This is a genomic window from Mycobacterium colombiense (genome assembly GCF_001665835.1).
GTDB lineage: Bacteria > Actinomycetota > Actinomycetes > Mycobacteriales > Mycobacteriaceae > Mycobacterium > Mycobacterium colombiense_A.
The window spans coordinates 1-16,606 of record NZ_LZSX01000062.1 but is presented as its reverse complement, the minus strand read 5'-3'; the positions used below and the strand labels follow the sequence as shown (position 1 = coordinate 16,606).

The 16,606-nt window shown below is 68.7% G+C and carries 15 protein-coding genes; 4 read left to right on the top strand and 11 right to left on the bottom strand.

The window, feature by feature from the left end:
- Nucleotides 1-13: 13 nt before the first annotated feature.
- Nucleotides 14-1,600: a phosphoglycerate dehydrogenase gene (serA, locus tag A5760_RS11825; protein WP_064880876.1), complete on the bottom strand. Its 1,587-nt coding sequence runs from the start codon at nucleotides 1,598-1,600 to the stop codon at nucleotides 14-16.
- 29 nt (nucleotides 1,601-1,629) lie between these two features.
- Between serA and A5760_RS11820 the strand changes: the two genes are divergently transcribed.
- A complete protein-coding gene (locus tag A5760_RS11820; protein WP_064880874.1) occupies nucleotides 1,630-3,072 on the top strand; it encodes a phytoene desaturase family protein in 1,443 nt (480 codons plus the stop codon).
- Nucleotides 3,073-3,247: 175 nt separating this feature from the next.
- On the opposite strand, the gene ilvC is transcribed toward A5760_RS11820, so the two are convergent.
- From ilvC to A5760_RS11805, 3 genes are all read right to left on the bottom strand, one after another.
- Nucleotides 3,248-4,249 (bottom strand): ketol-acid reductoisomerase, encoded by a 1,002-nt coding sequence (ilvC, locus tag A5760_RS11815; protein ID WP_064880872.1) that lies wholly within the window; start codon nucleotides 4,247-4,249, stop codon nucleotides 3,248-3,250.
- A gap of 62 nt (nucleotides 4,250-4,311) precedes the next feature.
- Nucleotides 4,312-4,812, bottom strand: a complete 501-nt coding sequence (gene ilvN / locus A5760_RS11810) for an acetolactate synthase small subunit (protein WP_064880870.1) — start codon at nucleotides 4,810-4,812, stop codon at nucleotides 4,312-4,314.
- Nucleotides 4,812-6,680: an acetolactate synthase large subunit gene (locus A5760_RS11805; RefSeq protein ID WP_064880867.1), complete on the bottom strand. Its 1,869-nt coding sequence runs from the start codon at nucleotides 6,678-6,680 to the stop codon at nucleotides 4,812-4,814. The genes ilvN and A5760_RS11805 overlap by 1 nt, the downstream gene beginning before the upstream one ends.
- 367 nt (nucleotides 6,681-7,047) lie before the next feature.
- Between A5760_RS11805 and A5760_RS11800 the strand changes: the two genes are divergently transcribed.
- On the top strand, nucleotides 7,048-7,404 hold the full coding sequence (locus tag A5760_RS11800; protein WP_064880866.1) for a PH domain-containing protein: 357 nt from the start codon (nucleotides 7,048-7,050) through the stop codon (nucleotides 7,402-7,404).
- Nucleotides 7,405-7,413: 9 nt separating this feature from the next.
- On the opposite strand, the gene A5760_RS11795 is transcribed toward A5760_RS11800, so the two are convergent.
- Nucleotides 7,414-8,277 (bottom strand): DoxX family protein, encoded by an 864-nt coding sequence (locus A5760_RS11795; RefSeq protein WP_064880864.1) that lies wholly within the window; start codon nucleotides 8,275-8,277, stop codon nucleotides 7,414-7,416.
- Nucleotides 8,278-8,530: 253 nt separating this feature from the next.
- Between A5760_RS11795 and A5760_RS11790 the strand changes: the two genes are divergently transcribed.
- Nucleotides 8,531-9,661 carry a PQQ-dependent sugar dehydrogenase gene (locus A5760_RS11790; protein ID WP_082279444.1) on the top strand — a complete coding sequence of 377 codons (1,131 nt, stop codon included), beginning with the start codon at nucleotides 8,531-8,533 and terminating at the stop codon, nucleotides 9,659-9,661.
- 38 nt (nucleotides 9,662-9,699) lie between these two features.
- Here A5760_RS11790 and gatB read toward each other — a convergent pair whose 3' ends face one another.
- The 5 genes from gatB to gatC all read right to left on the bottom strand — a co-directional run bounded on the left by gatB (nucleotide 9,700) and on the right by gatC (nucleotide 15,551).
- Entirely contained in the window at nucleotides 9,700-11,214 is a 1,515-nt protein-coding gene (gatB, locus tag A5760_RS11785) for an Asp-tRNA(Asn)/Glu-tRNA(Gln) amidotransferase subunit GatB (RefSeq protein WP_064880860.1), read from the bottom strand.
- 138 nt (nucleotides 11,215-11,352) lie between these two features.
- The gene (locus A5760_RS11780) at nucleotides 11,353-12,372 is read right to left on the bottom strand and encodes a MinD/ParA family ATP-binding protein (RefSeq protein WP_231122618.1); all 1,020 of its coding nucleotides are present in this window, start codon (nucleotides 12,370-12,372) and stop codon (nucleotides 11,353-11,355) included.
- A gap of 292 nt (nucleotides 12,373-12,664) precedes the next feature.
- Nucleotides 12,665-13,696 (bottom strand): ATP-dependent 6-phosphofructokinase, encoded by a 1,032-nt coding sequence (locus tag A5760_RS11775; RefSeq protein ID WP_064880856.1) that lies wholly within the window; start codon nucleotides 13,694-13,696, stop codon nucleotides 12,665-12,667.
- A gap of 77 nt (nucleotides 13,697-13,773) precedes the next feature.
- Nucleotides 13,774-15,255 (bottom strand): Asp-tRNA(Asn)/Glu-tRNA(Gln) amidotransferase subunit GatA, encoded by a 1,482-nt coding sequence (gene gatA / locus A5760_RS11770; RefSeq protein WP_064880854.1) that lies wholly within the window; start codon nucleotides 15,253-15,255, stop codon nucleotides 13,774-13,776.
- Complete coding sequence (gene gatC, locus A5760_RS11765; RefSeq protein WP_064880951.1) at nucleotides 15,252-15,551, bottom strand: Asp-tRNA(Asn)/Glu-tRNA(Gln) amidotransferase subunit GatC; 300 nt, start codon at nucleotides 15,549-15,551, stop codon at nucleotides 15,252-15,254. The genes gatA and gatC overlap by 4 nt, the downstream gene beginning before the upstream one ends.
- A gap of 109 nt (nucleotides 15,552-15,660) precedes the next feature.
- Here gatC and A5760_RS11760 point away from each other — a divergent pair, with 109 nt between their 5' ends.
- Complete coding sequence (locus A5760_RS11760) at nucleotides 15,661-16,317, top strand: amino acid-binding protein (RefSeq protein WP_155764306.1); 657 nt, start codon at nucleotides 15,661-15,663, stop codon at nucleotides 16,315-16,317.
- A gap of 36 nt (nucleotides 16,318-16,353) precedes the next feature.
- On the opposite strand, the gene A5760_RS27320 is transcribed toward A5760_RS11760, so the two are convergent.
- On the bottom strand, nucleotides 16,354-16,606 hold a 253-nt coding region (locus tag A5760_RS27320; RefSeq protein ID WP_231122617.1), incomplete at its 5' end, for a hypothetical protein.

The following is a 16,606-nucleotide window of genomic DNA, read 5'->3' as shown; positions in this document are numbered from 1 at the left end:
TCGCCGGCGCACTTCACGACAGATCAACCACCTCAAGCTTGTTGGCGCCGACGGCCGCGCCGATCTCGGCCCGCACGTCGCCCGGAACGTCCCGGTCCAGGCGCAGCAGGATCGTCGCACCCGGGCCCTCGGCGTCCTCGGAGAGTTGCGCGGCTTCGATGTTCACCCCGGCCGAACCCAGCAGGGTGCCGATCTTGCCCAGCGCGCCGGGCTGGTCGATGTAGTTGATCACCAGGTTGGTGCCCCGGGCGCGCAGATCGAAGTTGCGCCCGTTGATCTGGACGATCTTCTCCACAAGTTGCGGCCCGGACAGGGCGCCGGCGACGTTGACGGTGCTGCCGTCGGGCGCAACCGCGCGTACGTCGACCACGCTGCGGTGGTTCGGGCTTTCCGACGCGGTGCCGATTTCGGCGGTGATGCCGCGTTCTTCGGCCAGCGCCGGCGCGTTGACGAACGTCACCGGCCCCTCGACGACGGCCGAGAACAACCCGCGCAGCGCCGAAAGTTTAAGCACCTCAACATCTTCGGAGGCAAGTTCGCCGCGAACCTGTACCGACAAGGACACCGGCGGGCCGTCGGACAGTGTGGCGGCCAGCACCCCGAGCTTGCGCACCAGGTCCAGCCAGGGCGCCACCTCCTCGTTGACCACCCCGCCGCCGACGTTGACCGCGTCGGGGACGAATTCCCCGGCCAGAGCGAGTTTCACGCTTGCCGCGACGTCGGTGCCGGCCCGGTCCTGCGCCTCTTCGGTCGATGCGCCCAGGTGCGGTGTGACCACCACCTGCGGCAGCTCGAACAGCGGGCTGTCGGTGCACGGCTCCTTGGAGAAGACGTCCAGGCCGGCCGCACGCACGTGGCCGCTGCGCACCGCGTCGGCCAGCGCGGCCTCGTCCACCAGGCCACCGCGAGCGGCGTTGACGATGATGACGCCCGGCTTGGTCTTGGCCAGCGCGTCCTTGTCGATCAGGCCCGCGGTTTCGGGGGTCTTCGGCAGGTGCACCGAGATGAAGTCGGCGCGGCCCAACAGCTCGTCCAGCGTCAGCAGTTCGATGCCCAGCTGCGCGGCGCGGGCCGGCGACACGTAGGGGTCGTAGGCGACCAGGTGGGTGCCGAAGGCGCTGAGCCGCTGGGCAACCAGCTGCCCGATCCGGCCCAGGCCCACCACGCCGACCGTCTTACCGAAGATCTCGGTACCCGAGAAGGACGACCGCTTCCAGGCGTGCTCGCGCAGCGAGGCATCGGCGGCCGGAACCTGGCGGGCCGCGGACAGCAGCAGTGCCAGCGCGTGTTCGGCGGCGCTGTGGATGTTCGACGTCGGCGCGTTGACCACCAGCACACCGCGCTCGGTGGCGGCGTTGACGTCGACGTTGTCCAGGCCTACCCCGGCGCGGGCGACGATCTTCAGCTTGGGCGCGGCCGCCAGCACCTCGGCGTCGACCGTCGTGGCCGAACGCACCAGCAGCGCATCGGCCTCCGGCACGGCCGCCAGCAGCTTCTCCCGATCCGGGCCGTCTACCCAGCGCACCTCGACCTGGTCGCCCAGGGCGGCGACGGTGGATTCGGCGAGCTTGTCGGCAATGAGTACAACAGGCAGATTCACCCGGCCAGCCTATCGGCTGTAATTGACGCGTGGACGTCACCATCGTCGGCAGCGGACCCAACGGGTTGACGGCTGCCGTAATCTGCGCCCGGGCCGGCCTGAAAGTGCAGGTCGTCGAAGCTCAGCCGACCTTTGGCGGGGGTGCGCGCACCGCACCCGACCCAGATTCTGCGGGAGTCTTGCACGACATCTGCTCCGCCGTGCACCCGTTGGCGCTGGCGTCGCCGTTCTTCAAGGAATTCGACCTGCCCGCCCGCGGCGTGCAGCTGGCGGTGCCGGAGATTTCGTACGCCAACCCGCTGCCCGGTCGCCCCGCGGTCATCGCCTACCGCGACCTGAACCGCACCTGCGCCGAACTCGAGCACGGCGCGTCCTTCAAGCGCCTGCTCGGCCCGCTGGTCGAGCGCTCCGACGACGTGGTGGCCCTGCTGCTGGGCGACAAAAGGTCGGTGCCGAACTCGCTGCCGTCGGCGCTGCAGCTGGGGCTGCGGATGCTGGCCCAAGGCACCCCGGCGTGGGGGACGCTGGCCGGCGAAGACGCCCGCGCGCTGTTCACCGGCGTTGCCGCGCATATCATTTCGCGGATGCCGTCGCTGACCGCGGCCGGCGCCGGGATGATGCTGGCCACCCTCGCGCACTCGGTCGGCTGGCCGATTCCGGTGGGCGGCAGCCAGGCGATCACCGACGCCCTGATCGCCGACCTGCGCGCCCACGGGGGCGAGCTCACGGCGGGCACCGAGGTTACGTCGCCGCCGGGCGGGGTCGTCGCCTTCGACACCGCCCCGACCGCGCTGCTGGCGATCTACGGCGACGCCCTGCCCGCTCGCTACGCTAAGGCTTTGCGGCGCTACCCCTTTGGCCCCGGGGTCGCCAAGGTCGACTTCGTGCTCAACGACGAAATCCCGTGGTCGGACCCCCGGCTGCGGCAGGCAACCACCCTGCATCTCGGCGGCACCCGGGCGCAGATGGCTCGCGCCGAGGCCGACATCGCCGCCGGGCGGCACGCGCAGTGGCCCATGGTGTTGGCCGCGTCGCCGCACGTCGCCGATCCCGGCCGCATCGACGCCGCCGGTCGCCGGCCCTTCTGGACCTACGCCCACGTGCCGGCGGGGTCCACCATCGACGCGACCGAAACGGTGACCGCGGTGGTCCAGCGATTCGCCCCCGGCTTCCGCGACGTCGTGGTGGCGGCGCGCGCGGTTCCGGCCGCCCGGTTGTGCGACCACAACGCCAACTATGTCGGCGGCGACATCGGGATGGGCGGCAACTCCGCCTGGCGGGCGATCGCCGGCCCGACACCGCGGTTAAACCCTTGGCGCACGCCCATTCCCAAGGTGTACCTGTGCTCCGCGGCCACACCGCCCGGCGGCGGCGTGCACGGCATGGCCGGCTACTACGCGGCCCGCACGTTGTTGCGCCGGGAATTCGGAATCTCCGCAGTTCCGGATTTGCGGCCTACCATGACGCCGTGACGAAACTGGCGATCATCTACTCGGCCACCGGCCATGGCACCACGATGGCGCAGCACCTGGCCCGCCGCGTGGTCGAGACGGCGGGACGCCTCGCGGCGTCCTGAGCCACCGAACGTGCACCCACGGCGAAAATTTCGCTGATATTCGCCCTGGGTGCACGCTCGACGCGAAAACGCTAGGCCGTTTCGGTGATCGGCCGGTCGACCCAGCTCATCAGGTCGCGCAGCTTCTTGCCGGTCACCTCGATGGGGTGCTCGGCGTTCTCCTTGCGTAGCTGCTCGAGTTGCTTGTTGCCGCCCTCGACGTTGGCGACCAGCTTCTTGGTGAAGTCGCCGCTCTGGATGTCGCGCAGGATCTCTCGCATCCGCTCCTTGGTGCCGGCGTCGATGACGCGCGGACCCGAAAGGTAGCCGCCGAATTCCGCGGTGTCGGACACCGAGTAGTTCATCCGCGCGATGCCACCCTCGTACATCAGGTCGACGATCAGCTTGAGCTCGTGCAGCACCTCGAAGTAGGCCATCTCCGGCGGGTAGCCTGCCTCGACCATCACATCGAAACCGGTCTTCACCAATTCCTCTGTGCCACCGCACAACACGGCCTGCTCACCGAACAGGTCGGTCTCGGTCTCGTCCTTGAAGGTGGTTTTGATGACACCGGCGCGGGTGCCGCCGATGGCCTTGGCGTAGGACAGGGCCAGCGCCTCGCCGTCGCCGTTCGGGTCCTGGTCGACGGCGATCAGCGCGGGCACACCCTTGCCGTCGACGAACTGCCGACGCACCAGGTGCCCCGGGCCCTTCGGTGCCACCATGGCGATGGTGACGTTGGCCGGCGGCTTGATCAGGTCGAAGTGGATGTTGAGGCCGTGGCCGAAGAACAACGCGTCCCCATCCTTGAGGTTGGGTTCGATGTCGTTCTTGAAGATGTCGGCCTGCGCGGTGTCGGGCGCCAGCAGCATGATGACGTCGGCCCACTTGGCGACCTCGGCCGGGGTGTCGACGTCAAGGCCCTGTTCTTGCACCTTGGCCCGCGACTTCGAACCCTCCTTGAGGCCCACCTTCACCTGCACGCCGGAGTCGCGCAGGCTCAGCGAGTGCGCGTGTCCCTGGCTGCCGTAGCCGATGACACCGACCTTGCGACCCTGGATGATCGTCAGGTCCGCATCGTCGTCGTAGAACATCGGCAATGTCTCCCCAGACGGGTTAGCCACTTCACTATCTCCTTCTTGTTTGCGCTGAAAACTTATTTGGCGGTGCCGATTCCGCGCGGACCGCGGGCCAGCGACACCACTCCGGATTGGACGATTTCGCGGATCCCGAAGGGTTCCAGGACCCGCAGCAGCGCCTCGATCTTGCCGCGGTCACCCGTCGCCTCGATCGTGAGCGCCTCCGGCGACACGTCAATCACCTTGGCGCGGAACAGGTTCACCGCTTCGATCACCTGACTGCGGATGCCGGCGTCGGCGCGCACCTTGATCATCGCCAATTCCCGGGACACCGAGTTGTCGTCGTCGAGCTCGACGATCTTGATGACGTTGATCAACTTGTTGAGCTGCTTGGTGATCTGCTCGAGCGGGGTCTCCTCGGCGGAGACCACGATGGTCATCCGCGACATGTCCTTCTGCTCGGTGGCACCGACGGCCAGCGATTCGATGTTGAACCCGCGCCGCGAGAACAGCGCCGCCACGCGGGCGAGCACGCCGGGTTTGTCCTCGACCAGCACCGACAGGGTGTGCGTGTGCATCAGGCGTGCCCTTCGCTCTCGTCGTCGAACAGCGGGCGGATTCCGCGGGCCGCCTGAATCTCGTCATTGCTGGTGCCGGCGGCCACCATCGGCCACACCTGCGCGTCGGCCCCGACGATGAAGTCGATCACCACCGGGCGGTCGTTGATCGCCCGCGCCTGGTTGATCACGTCCTCGACGTCTTCCTCACGCTCGCAACGCAATCCGACGCAACCCAACGCCTCCGCCAGCTTCACGAAGTCGGGAATGCGGTGCGAGTGCGTGGCCAGGTTGGTCTGCGAGTACCGCTCCTGGTAGAACAGTGTCTGCCATTGGCGCACCATGCCCAGGTTGCCGTTGTTGATCAGCGCCACCTTGATCGGCACGCCCTCGATCGCGCAGGTGGCCAGCTCCTGGTTGGTCATCTGGAAGCAGCCGTCGCCGTCGATCGCCCACACCTCGGCGTCCGGGCGGGCCATCTTGGCGCCCATGGCCGCCGGGATGGCATACCCCATGGTGCCCAGCCCGCCGGAGTTGAGCCAGGTGCGCGGCTTCTCGTACGAGATGAATTGGGCCGCCCACATCTGGTGCTGGCCGACGCCGGCGACGTACAGGGCGTCCGGACCGGCGATCTGGCCCAGCTTCTCGATGACGTATTCCGGGCCGAGGCTGCCGTCGCTCTGCGGACCGTAGCTCAGCGGGTAGGTGGACTGAACCTCGTTCAGGTAGGCCCACCACTCGGTCATTTTGAGCTTGCCGGGAATCCCGTCCTGGCGCAGCAACTCGAGCAGCTCGATGATGACGGCTTTGACGTCGCCGACGATCGGCACGTCCGCGTGGCGGTTCTTGCCGATCTCGGCGGGGTCGATGTCGGCGTGGATGACCTTCGCTTCGGGGGCGAACGTGTCCAGCTTCCCGGTCACCCGGTCATCGAAGCGGGTTCCCAGCGCGATCAGCAGGTCGCTGCGCTGCAGCGCCGCCACCGCGGCGACGGTGCCGTGCATGCCGGGCATGCCCATGTGCTGCGGATGGCTGTCCGGGAAAGCGCCGCGCGCCATCAGCGTGGTCACCACGGGGATGCCGGTCAGCTCGGCCAGCTCGTGCAGCTGCTGGGTTGCGTCACCGCGGATGACCCCGCCGCCCACGTAGAGCACCGGCTTGCGGGCGGCCGCGATCAGCTTGGCGGCCTCGCGGATCTGCCGGCTGTGCGGCTTGGTGTTCGGCTTGTACCCGGGCAGATCCATCCGCGGCGGCCAGCTGAACGTGCACTGGCCCTGCAGCACGTCCTTGGGGATGTCGACGAGCACCGCGCCGGGGCGGCCCGAAGAGGCGATGTGGAACGCCTCGGCGAGCACCTGCGGGATCTCGTTGCCCGAGCGGACCAGGAAGTTGTGCTTGGTGATCGGCATCGTGATGCCCGAGATGTCGGCTTCCTGGAAGGCATCGGTTCCGATCAGCGCGCGCCCGACCTGGCCGGTGACGGCGACGACGGGTATCGAGTCCATCTGGGCGTCGGCCAGCGGGGTCACCAGGTTGGTGGCGCCGGGTCCCGACGTCGCCATGCAGACGCCGACCTTGCCGGTGGCGTGCGCGTAGCCGCTGGCGGCGTGGCCGGCGCCCTGCTCGTGGCGGACCAGCACGTGGCGCAGCTTCTTCGAGTCGAACAGCGGGTCATAGACCGGCAGCACCGCGCCGCCGGGGATGCCGAAGATGACCTCTACGCCGAGTTCTTCCAGCGAGCGGATCACCGACTGTGCGCCGGTAAGTTGCTCGGGCCCAATGCGTTTCGGCTTGTCGGCCGCAGACTTTGCGGCGGGCTTGACCGCGTCCGTGGCGATGTTGGCAGCGTCCGGTGTCGCGGAGGCGTGCTGCCTGATGGGAGCGCTCACTGTCGTTCAGTCCTTATTCATTCCGGGAATCTCGCTGGGGCAACAAAAAACCCCCGACAGCTCATCGGCTGCACGAGGGTTGCGCGCTGGTGCTGGATTGCTTCACATGCTGAAGAGCAAGTCAGGCACCAACGCGCTGACTAATTACTACGAGCATCCCGGGCTTTCCGGCGGTATTCATAGCGTCCGACGGTAGCCTTCGCACAGCTCAGCAGTCAAATCTGTGACCTTCGGCGCCCCGGTCATCAGCAGGGTCGGCGACGGCGCCGCCGGGCGGGCGCTCGCGGGACCGAGCCCAGGGGCCGGGTGAAATGATGGTGGGGTGGCAACCGGTTCGTCTCCCCAAACGCCCCCCGCAGCGCCCGTCGTGATCAAGGTGTCGCCGATAGCGCATCTGGCCGTCGGGTTCCTGACCTTGGGATTGCTGATTCCGGTGATGCTGTGGCCGCCGTCGCTCCCGCTGCTGATCCTTCCGGTGCTGCTGTCCGCCATGATCGTCCGATTGCGCACCGTCGCCGACGACCAGGGCGTGACCGCTCGGACGCTTTTCGGCAGCCAGCGGGTGCGCTGGGACGACATCGACGGGCTGCGTTTCCACCGCGGTTCGTGGGGACGCGCGCACCTCAAGAGCGGCGCCGACCTGCGGTTACCCGCGGTCACGTTCTCCACGCTGCCCGAGCTGACCGAGGCCAGCGCGGGGCGGGTGCCCAACCCCTACCAGTGAGAAGGCCGGTCAGCCGATCGGGTTCACGCCGTTGAGGGCCACCCACACCCCGACACCGGCCGCGATGCCGGCCAGCAGGGCGACGAAGGACCCGATGAAGGGCCGATGCGCCCAACCGCGCCGCGCGTCCAGACCGTAGCGGCCGGGTCCGCACAGCACGACCGCGGCGGCCATGACGATCAAGGTGATCTGGTATTCGTGCCCCTCGGGCAGGAAGAACGAGAAGGTGCGGGTGTGCGGCCGCGCCGAGACGCTGGCCAGCAGCCCGTTGATCAGAAACGCCAGCGCACCGGCCGCTGCCACCGGCGTGAACAGGCCCAGGATCAGCAGCACGCCCGCGACGGCCTCGCCGCCGGCGCTCACGTAGGCAAGGATGTCGGCGTGCTGGTAGCCGACGTCGGACAGTGAGTTCTTGAACCCCGTCACCCCGGAGCCGCCCCACCAGCCGAACAGCTTCTGCAGCCCATGGGCGCCGAGCACCACGCCCAGCCCGACGCGCAGCAGCAGCAAACCGAGATGCTGCGTTCCGCGGCGGCCGACGTCGTGCAACCGGTCGTGGTGTTCATCGTCGTCGTCGATGCCGGCGGACTCGGGGGCGGCGTGCCGGGTCGGCGAATTCGGCTGGACGTAAGGCAAGGGCTCCTGCTGTTCCAGCAGGTTGTAGCCACCGGCCCCGGAGCCGGCGACCGCGGGGGCGCCGCCGTAGGGAATGACGGTGGTGGTCCCGGTCGACGGGTTGAAGTCGCCGGGGTAGCCGACCGGCGTCAGATCATCTTCGGGATCGACCAGCCGCGCCGAGGCGGGGCGTCCCGGGGTCGGCTCCGGCGATTCGCCGGGCCGTTGCCAATGTGCGTCATTCGGTTGACTGGTCACGGGTGTCAGGGTAAGGGCATCCGGCCCCCGAATTGGGGATTTGAGCGGCGCTTTCGCCTGGCAATCGGTGGTTTGCCCGTCAAACCGTCCCGGATTGGCCCCAAATCGCCTCCCGAGTCCGTTTCGGGGGCCCGCCGCGCGGCATTCACCCGTCCGCCAGAGCCGGTCGGAAGCGGTCGTGGTCGAGTATTCGGCGGCCGGCAACGGGGACGTGTGTGGCGGCGCCGCTGGCAGTGTCCGTAGCCTGACGGTCATGCGACTAGGGCGATCGGGGCGGTCGGTTCGGCGCGGGTTCGCCGCGCTGTGCGCCCTCATGCTCGTAACGAGCGGGTGCGCGCGCTTCAACGACGCCCAGTCGCAGCCGTTCACCACCGCCCCCGAGTTGAAGCCGCAGCCCAGCTCGACGCCTCCCCCGCCGCCGCCGCTGCCGCCCACGCCGTTTCCCAAGGCCTGTCCCGCTCCCGGGGTCATGCAGGGCTGCCTGGAGAGCACCAGCGGCCTGATCATGGGCCCCGACAGCAAAACCGCGCTCGTCGCCGAACGCGCCACCGGCGCGGTCAAGGAGATCTCCGTCAGCGCCGAGCCGAAGGTGAAGACGGTGATCCCGGTCGACCCGTCCGGGGATGGCGGCCTGATGGACATCGTCATGTCGCCCACCTACACGCAGGACCGCCTGATGTACGCCTACATCAGCACGCCGACCGACAACCGGGTCATCCGCGTAGCCGACGGCGACATCCCCAAGGACATCCTGACCGGAATCCCCAAGGGCGCCACGGGGAACACCGGGGCGTTGATCTTCACCAGCCCCACCACGCTGGTCGTGATGACCGGCGACGCGGGCAACCCGGCGCTGGCCGCCGACCCCAAATCGCTGGCCGGCAAGGTGCTGCGGATCGAGCAGCCCACCACCGTGGGCCAGGCGCCGCCGACGACGGCGCTGTCCGGGGTGGGCGCCGGCGGCGGCCTGTGCACCGACCCGGTGGACGGCTCACTGTATGTCGCCGACCGCACCCCGACGGCAGATCGCTTGCAGCGCATCACCAAAACGTCGGACGTCTCCACGGTGTGGACCTGGCCGGACAAGCCGGGCGTGGCCGGATGCGCGGCGATGGACGGGACCGTGCTGGTCAACCTGATCAACACCAAGCTGACGGTCGCGGTCCGGCTGGCGCCGGCCACCGGCGCCGTCACCGGTCAGCCCGACGTCGTCCGCAAGGACACCCACGCGCACGCCTGGGCGCTGCGCATGTCGCCGGATGGAAACGTCTGGGGCGCAACGGTTAACAAGACGGCCGGGGACGCCGAGAAGCTGGACGACGTGGTGTTCCCGCTCTTCCCGCAGGGCGGCGGATTCCCACGCAACAGCGACGACAAGAGCTGACGGCCTCGCCGCCGTGATGACGGTCGATCAACCCGGCGCTAGCCCTGGCCGCAGGCGGCCAACACCAATTCGCGCACCCGGGCGGCGTCGGCCTGGCCGCGGGTGGCCTTCATCACCGCGCCCACGATCGCGCCGGCCGCGGCCACCTTGCCGCCTCGGATCTTTTCTGCCACATCGGGATTGGCGGCCAGCGCCTCGTCGACGGCGGCCTGCGTCACCGAGTCGTCGCGCACCAGCGCCAAACCGCGGGCGGTCATCACCACTTCGGGCTCGCCCTCGCCGGCCAGCACACCCTCGACGACCTGGCGGGCCAGTTTGGTGGACAGCTTGCCCTCGTCGACCAGCGCCACAACGGCGGCGACCTGGGCGGGCGTGATGGCGAGCTCGTCCAGCGCCACGTTGGCCTCGTTGGCCTTTTGCATCAGGAAGTTTCCCCACCAGGCGCGGGCCTGCTCGCTGGACGCGCCGTGCTCGATGGTCGCGGTGACCAATTCGATCGCCCCGGCGTTGACCAGGTCACGCATCACCTCGTCGGAGATGCCCCACTCGTCCTGAATGCGCTTGCGGCTCAACCACGGCAGCTCGGGGATGGTCTGACGCAGTCGGTCGACCAGCTCACGACTGGGCGCGACGGGCTCCAGGTCAGGCTCGGGGAAATACCGGTAGTCTTCGGCTGTCTCTTTGGTGCGGCCCGGACTCGTGTAGCCGCCCGCCTCGTGAAAGTGCCTGGTTTCCTGGATGATTCGGCCGCCGGACGCCAAGATGGCTGCTTGGCGTTGCATTTCGTAACGCACCGCGACCTCAACACTTTTCAGCGAGTTGACGTTCTTCGTTTCGGTCCGGGTGCCGAACTCGCTCGCACCGGTCGGCTTGAGCGACACGTTGGAATCACACCGCATCGAGCCCTGGTCCATCCGGACGTCGGATACATCCAGGGCGCGCAACAGGTCTCGTAACGCCGTCACGTAGGCGCGGGCGATCTGCGGTGCCCGGGCGCCGGCGCCTTCGATGGGCTTGGTGACGATTTCGATCAACGGCACGCCGGCGCGGTTGTAGTCGATCAACGATGTGGTCGCGCCGTGGATGCGGCCGGTCTCGCTGCCGATGTGGGTGAGCTTGCCGGTGTCTTCCTCCATGTGCGCGCGCTCGATCTCGACCCGCCAGGTGGTCCCATCCTCAAGCGGTGCCTCGAGGTAGCCGTTTATGGCGATGGGCTCGTCGTACTGCGAAATCTGGTAGTTCTTCGGCTGGTCCGGGTAGAAGTAGTTCTTCCGGGCGAAGCGGCACCAGGGCACGATCTCGCAGTTCAGTGCCAAACCGATGCGAATGGCCGACTCGACCGCGCACTGGTTGAGCACGGGCAGCGAGCCGGGCAGGCCGAGGCACACCGGGCAGACCTGCGTGTTGGGTTCGGCGCCGAATGCGGTGCTGCAGCCGCAGAACATCTTGGTGACGGTGGACAGCTCGACGTGCACCTCGAGGCCGAGTACCGGATCGAAACGCGCGATGACGTCGTCGTAGTCCATCAGATCGGCGCTGGCGGCAACACTCATGCGCTCGATCCTAGTGGTGATCGCGAGCGCGGCGGAGCCGGGCGAAGCGGGTCACCACCAATCAACCTAGTGGTGATCGCGAGCGCGGCGGAGCCGGGCGAAGCGGGTCACCACCAATCAAACCTACTGGCGCTCGTATCAGCCCGTGCGCGGTGATCGCGCCACCGGGAATTGGTCGCGCTGCCCGCCCCGGCCCGGGAACATGTCGGCCAGCACGGCCGCCATCTCCAGGTAACTGCGCCGGCTCTCCTTGCTCAACCGGTCCAGCGCGATCTTTCGCCCATCGTGCACGTGCCGGTCGAACGGCAACACCACCGTGGCGCCGACGCGGGCGGACAGCCGGTCGAGTTCGGTGACGGCCACCCCGTCGACCTTGGCCGGCTCGACATGATTGACGGCCAGCACGGTCCACTGCATCAACGATTGATACCCGTTGTGGCACAACCACTCCAGCGTCGCCCGGGTTTTGCGTACCGCGTCGACGGCGGGGCTGGTGACCACCACCAGGGCGCGCGATTCCGGTAGAACGGCGTCCATCACACCGGAATTGAGCGTTTTGACGCAGTCGACCAACAGCAGCGAGTACTGATTTCGCAGCATCGAGAAGGCCCGCAGCATGTCGTGGCGCTCCAGACGCCAGTCGGAGTCCGGCAAGCCGAGCACTTCCAGCCCGAAGCCGTTCATGTACGTCAGCGCGCGGATGTCCTCGTATTGCGCCGCCGGCTTGCCGTGCAGCAGGTCGGCCATGCTGTGCGGGTTGCGCCGGCCGTGGCGCTCCGCCAGGTCGCCGGCGTCGATGTCGAGGGCAAGCACCCGGTCGTCGCGCACGGCGGCGAACGTCGACCCCAGTGCCTCCACCACCGTCGTCTTGCCGACCCCACCCTTGAGGTTGAGCACGGCGATCGGAAAGGCGCCACCCACGGTCGCGCGGATGCGCTGCCGCAGCTCGTTCTCGTGGGCCGTGCTTTTGCCCGGGCCGATCTCGATCCCGGTGACGCGATGAAGCAGCTGCCGCCAGTTAAACCCCGCGGCGTCCGTGTCCTGCGCGTCGAAGCGGTCCAGCGCCGTCGCGCCCAGCATCGGCTCGGGCCGAGGCGGTGGTGGCACCCGCGGCGGTGGCGGCGGCGCGGCCGGCGCAGGTTGTGGGGATCCGGCCATGGGCTGATTGGGACCGTGGGACTGCGGCACCGTGGCCGCCGCGGGGTCGCCGTTGGCGCGCCGCCTGCGCGGACCCGACATCTGATTCGGCGGCCCGGGTGGTCCCGCCGCTACAGCGGATCGTTGAACGAATCCGCGAATCGGACCGCGGTTGCTCATACCCCCGGTATAACCCCGAAGGACCGGTCCGGAAACCACCAAATTGTCGCAATTGCGAACCACCTGGATCATTAGCGGGCAAATTCAAGCCGCGGTTCACTCAGATCCACCGGTTGTTTGCCTGGCGCCGCGGCTAACCGAAGAATGCGGCGGCGTCGTCGTAGCGGCTTTCCGGCACCAGCTTGAGCTGACGCACCGCGTCCGCCAGCGGCACCCGGCCGATATCCTGCCCGCGCAGCGACACCATCTGGCCGTATTCGCCGGCATGCGCGGCGTCGGCCGCGTTCACCCCGAACCGGGTGGCCAGCACCCGGTCGTAGGCCGTCGGGGTGCCGCCTCGCTGGACGTGGCCCAGCACGGTCACCCGGACGTCCTTGTTGATCCGCTTCTCCACTTCGGCGCCGAGCTGGGCTGCCACCCCGGTGAACTTCTCGTGGCCGAATTCGTCAATCCCACCTTCCCGCAACGCAATCGATCCGGGAATGGGCTTGGCACCCTCGGCCACCACGCAGATGAAGTGCGAATCCCCGCGCTGGAAGCGCCTTTTGACGAGTCGGCAGACCTCTTCGACATCGAAGGGCTGCTCGGGAATCAGGGTCATGTGCGCGCCCGAAGCCAGGCCCGCGTTCAACGCGATCCAGCCGGCGTGGCGGCCCATCACCTCGACCAGCATCACCCGCTGGTGCGATTCGGCGGTGCTGTGCAGCCGGTCGATGGCTTCGGTGGCGACGGTCAACGCGGTGTCGTGGCCGAAAGTCACGTCGGTGCAATCGATGTCATTGTCGATGGTCTTCGGCACACCGACCACGGGCACGTTCTCGTCCGAGAGCCAGTGCGCGGCCGTCAGCGTGCCTTCCCCGCCGATGGGGATCAGCACGTCGATCCCGTTGTCGTCCAGGGTCTGCTTGATCTGGTTCAGCCCGGCCCGCAGCTTTTCGGGGTGCACCCGGGCGGTGCCCAGCATGGTTCCGCCCTTGGCCAGCAGGCGGTCGTTGCGATCGTCGTTCTGCAGCTGGATGCGCCGGTTCTCCAGCAGTCCGCGCCAACCGTCCTGGAATCCGACGACCGACGAGCCGTACCGGGAGTCGCAGGTTCGCACCACTGCCCGGATGACCGCGTTGAGCCCGGGGCAGTCGCCGCCCCCGGTGAGCACTCCGATCCGCATCCCCTCATTTTGCCTGGGGCGGCGGCTCCATGGCGCGAGCAAGCGCAAAATCGCCCGGAACCCGAGCGTGGGCTGTCCTAGATCGCCGACGGCAGCGGTCCGCGGGCCGCCTCGTAGGCGGCGCCAACCCGGTACAGCCGGTCGTCGGCCAGGGCGGGCGCCATGATCTGCAGGCCGACCGGCAGGTCGTCGTCCGGCGACAGACCGGCCGGCACCGACATGCCGCAGTGGCCGGCCAGATTCAGCGGCAGCGTGCACAGGTCGAACAGATACATCGCCAGCGGGTCGTCGACCTTCTCGCCCAGCCGGAACGCGGTGGTCGGGGTCGCGGGCGACACCACCACGTCCACCGAGCGATAGGCCTCGTCCAGGTCGCGGGCGATCAGGGTGCGCACCTTCTGGGCCTGGTTGTAATAAGCGTCGTAATAACCGGCCGACAGCGCGTAGGTGCCGATCATGATGCGCCGCTTGACCTCCGGCCCGAAGCCGGCGGCCCGCGTCATCGCCATCACTTCCTCGGCGCTGTGGCTGCCGTCGTCACCGACCCGCAGCCCGTAACGCATCGCGTCGAAGCGGGCCAGGTTGCTCGACACCTCCGACGGCAGGATCAGGTAGTAGGCGGCCAGCGCGTACTCGAAGTGCGGGCAGTCGACCTCGCACACCTCGGCGCCCAGGGCTGTCAGCTGCTTGACGGCGGCCTCGAAAGCATTCAGCACCCCGGGCTGGTAGCCCTCGCCGCGCAGCTGCTTGACCACTCCGACGCGCACGCCCTTGAGGTCACCGGCCGCGCCGGCCTTGGCGGCGGCGACGACGTCGGGTACCGCCGCCTTCACCGACGTGGAGTCCAGGGTGTCGTGCCCGGCGATCACGTGATGCAACAGCGCGGTGTCCAGGACCGTGCGCGCGCACGGTCCGCCCTGATCCAGCGACGACGCGCACGCCACCAGGCCGTAGCGCGACACCGTGCCGTAGGTGGGCTTGACGCCGACGGTCGAGGTGAGTGCGGCGGGCTGGCGGATGGAGCCGCCGGTGTCGGACCCGATCGCCAGCGGCGCCTGGAACGCGGCCAGCGCCGCCGCGCTGCCGCCGCCGGAGCCGCCGGGCACCCGGTCGACGTCCCACGGGTTGCGGGTGGGTCCGTAGGCGGAGTTCTCGGTCGAGCTGCCCATCGCGAACTCGTCCATGTTGGTCTTGCCCAGGATCGGGATCCCGGCGGCGCGCAGCCGCGACGTCACGGTGGCGTCATACGGGGAACGCCAGCCCTGCAGGATCTTGGACCCGCACGTGGTGGGCATGTCGACCGTGGTGAAGACGTCCTTGAGCGCCAGCGGGACCCCGGCCAGCGGCGACGGCAGCCGCTCGCCGGCGGCCACCGCCGCGCCGACGACGGCGGCCGCGCCCAGCGCCTCGTCGGCCGCCACGTGCAGGAAGGCGTGGTAGCGGTCGTCGGTCGCCTCGATCTGGTCCAGGCACGCCTGGGTGACTTCGACCGACGACAGCTCTTTGGCGGCGATCCGCGCAGCCAGCGTCGCGGCGTCGGACCGGATGACCTCGTTCACTCGCTGTCCCCCAGGATCTGCGGGACCGCGAAGCGGCCATCGACGGCCGCGGGCGCCTCGGCTAGCGCCTCGGCCTGGGTCAGGCACGGTGTCGACTCGTCCGGCCGGGTGACGTTGACGTCCTTGAGTGGGTTGCCGGTCGCTTCGACGCCGGTGACGTCGACCGCCTGCACCTGGCTGACGTGGGTCAGGATGGCGCCGAGCTGGCCGGCGAAGCTGTCGAGTTCGCTGTCGGTCAGCGCGAGCCGGGACAGCCGGGCCAGGTGCGCTACCTCGTCGCGGGAGATCTGGGACACGACTGGAAAGCCTAGCCGCGAAGGCGCGGGCCGCTGCACGCCGTTGGTCATCGTGCGGCCGGGTCAATCCGAAATGCCGTCGACACGTCCCTGTGCAACAGTGTTGGCCGTGCCCTCCTATCTGTTGCGCATCGAGCTCATCGACCGGCCAGGCAGCCTGGGGTCGCTGGCGGTCGCGCTCGGTTCGGTGGGGGCCGACATCTTGTCGCTCGACGTCGTGGACCGCAGCGCGGGTTACGCGACCGACGACCTGGTGATCGAACTGCCGCCGGGGGCCATGCCGGACACGCTGATCACCGCCGCCGAGTCCCTGTCCGGCGTCCGGGTGGACAGCGTGCGCCCGCACACCGGTCTGCTGGAGGCGCATCGCGAGCTCGAGCTCCTCGACCACGTGGCCGCGGCCGAGGGCAAGGGGGCACGACTGCAGGTCCTCGCCAACGAGGCGCCCAAGGTGCTGCGCGTGAGTTGGTGCACGGTGTTGCGCAGCGCGGACGGGGAGCTGCAGCGCCTGGCCGTCAGTCCGGGCGCTCCGGAGACCAAGGCGGACTCGGCCCCGTGGCTGCCGATCGAGCGGGCCGTCACGCTGGACAGCAGCGCCGAGTGGGTGCCGAAAGCGTGGCGCGACATGGACGTGACGATGGTCGCGGCCCCGTTGGGCGACCCGCACACCGCGGTGGTGCTCGGCCGTCCCGGCCCCGAATTCCGGCCGTCGGAGGTCGCCCGGCTGGGGTACCTCGCCGGGATCGTCGCCACGATGCTGCGTTGATCGGCGGTACCCGCCGTTCTCTGCAGTGGTTATCTGTCACGCCGATGCGGCCCGCGACCCAGCCATCGATCTCGTCGTGGAGAGCTTCATGTGTTGACGCTCGAGTGTCCACAATTGCTCACCATCGACCCCGATGTCCACGACGCGGTAGGCAGCCGGCAGCGCGAGCGAATGTGTTAATGCCTCAACGTGTTTAAGCTTCGCATCGCCGGCAGTGACCGGTCCCGGTCGCCAAGCTAGTTGTTTGTCGGTGGTGGTTGGGGTTGGAAGGGTTCGTACCACCACCAGT

Excerpts from the sequence above, each read along its gene's own strand:
- gatB (WP_064880860.1), bottom strand. The coding sequence starts at position 11,214 with ATGAGTGTTGCCGCCAGCGCCGATCTGATGGACTACGACGACGTCATC.
- ilvC (WP_064880872.1), bottom strand. The coding sequence starts at position 4,249 with ATGTTCTACGACGACGATGCGGACCTGACGATCATCCAGGGTCGCAAG.
- A5760_RS11790 (WP_082279444.1), top strand. The coding sequence starts at position 8,531 with ATGCGACTAGGGCGATCGGGGCGGTCGGTTCGGCGCGGGTTCGCCGCG.
- A5760_RS11775 (WP_064880856.1), bottom strand. The coding sequence starts at position 13,696 with ATGCGGATCGGAGTGCTCACCGGGGGCGGCGACTGCCCCGGGCTCAAC.
- A5760_RS11780 (WP_231122618.1), bottom strand. The coding sequence starts at position 12,372 with ATGGCCGGATCCCCACAACCTGCGCCGGCCGCGCCGCCGCCACCGCCG.
- ilvN (WP_064880870.1), bottom strand. The coding sequence starts at position 4,812 with ATGCACACGCACACCCTGTCGGTGCTGGTCGAGGACAAACCCGGCGTG.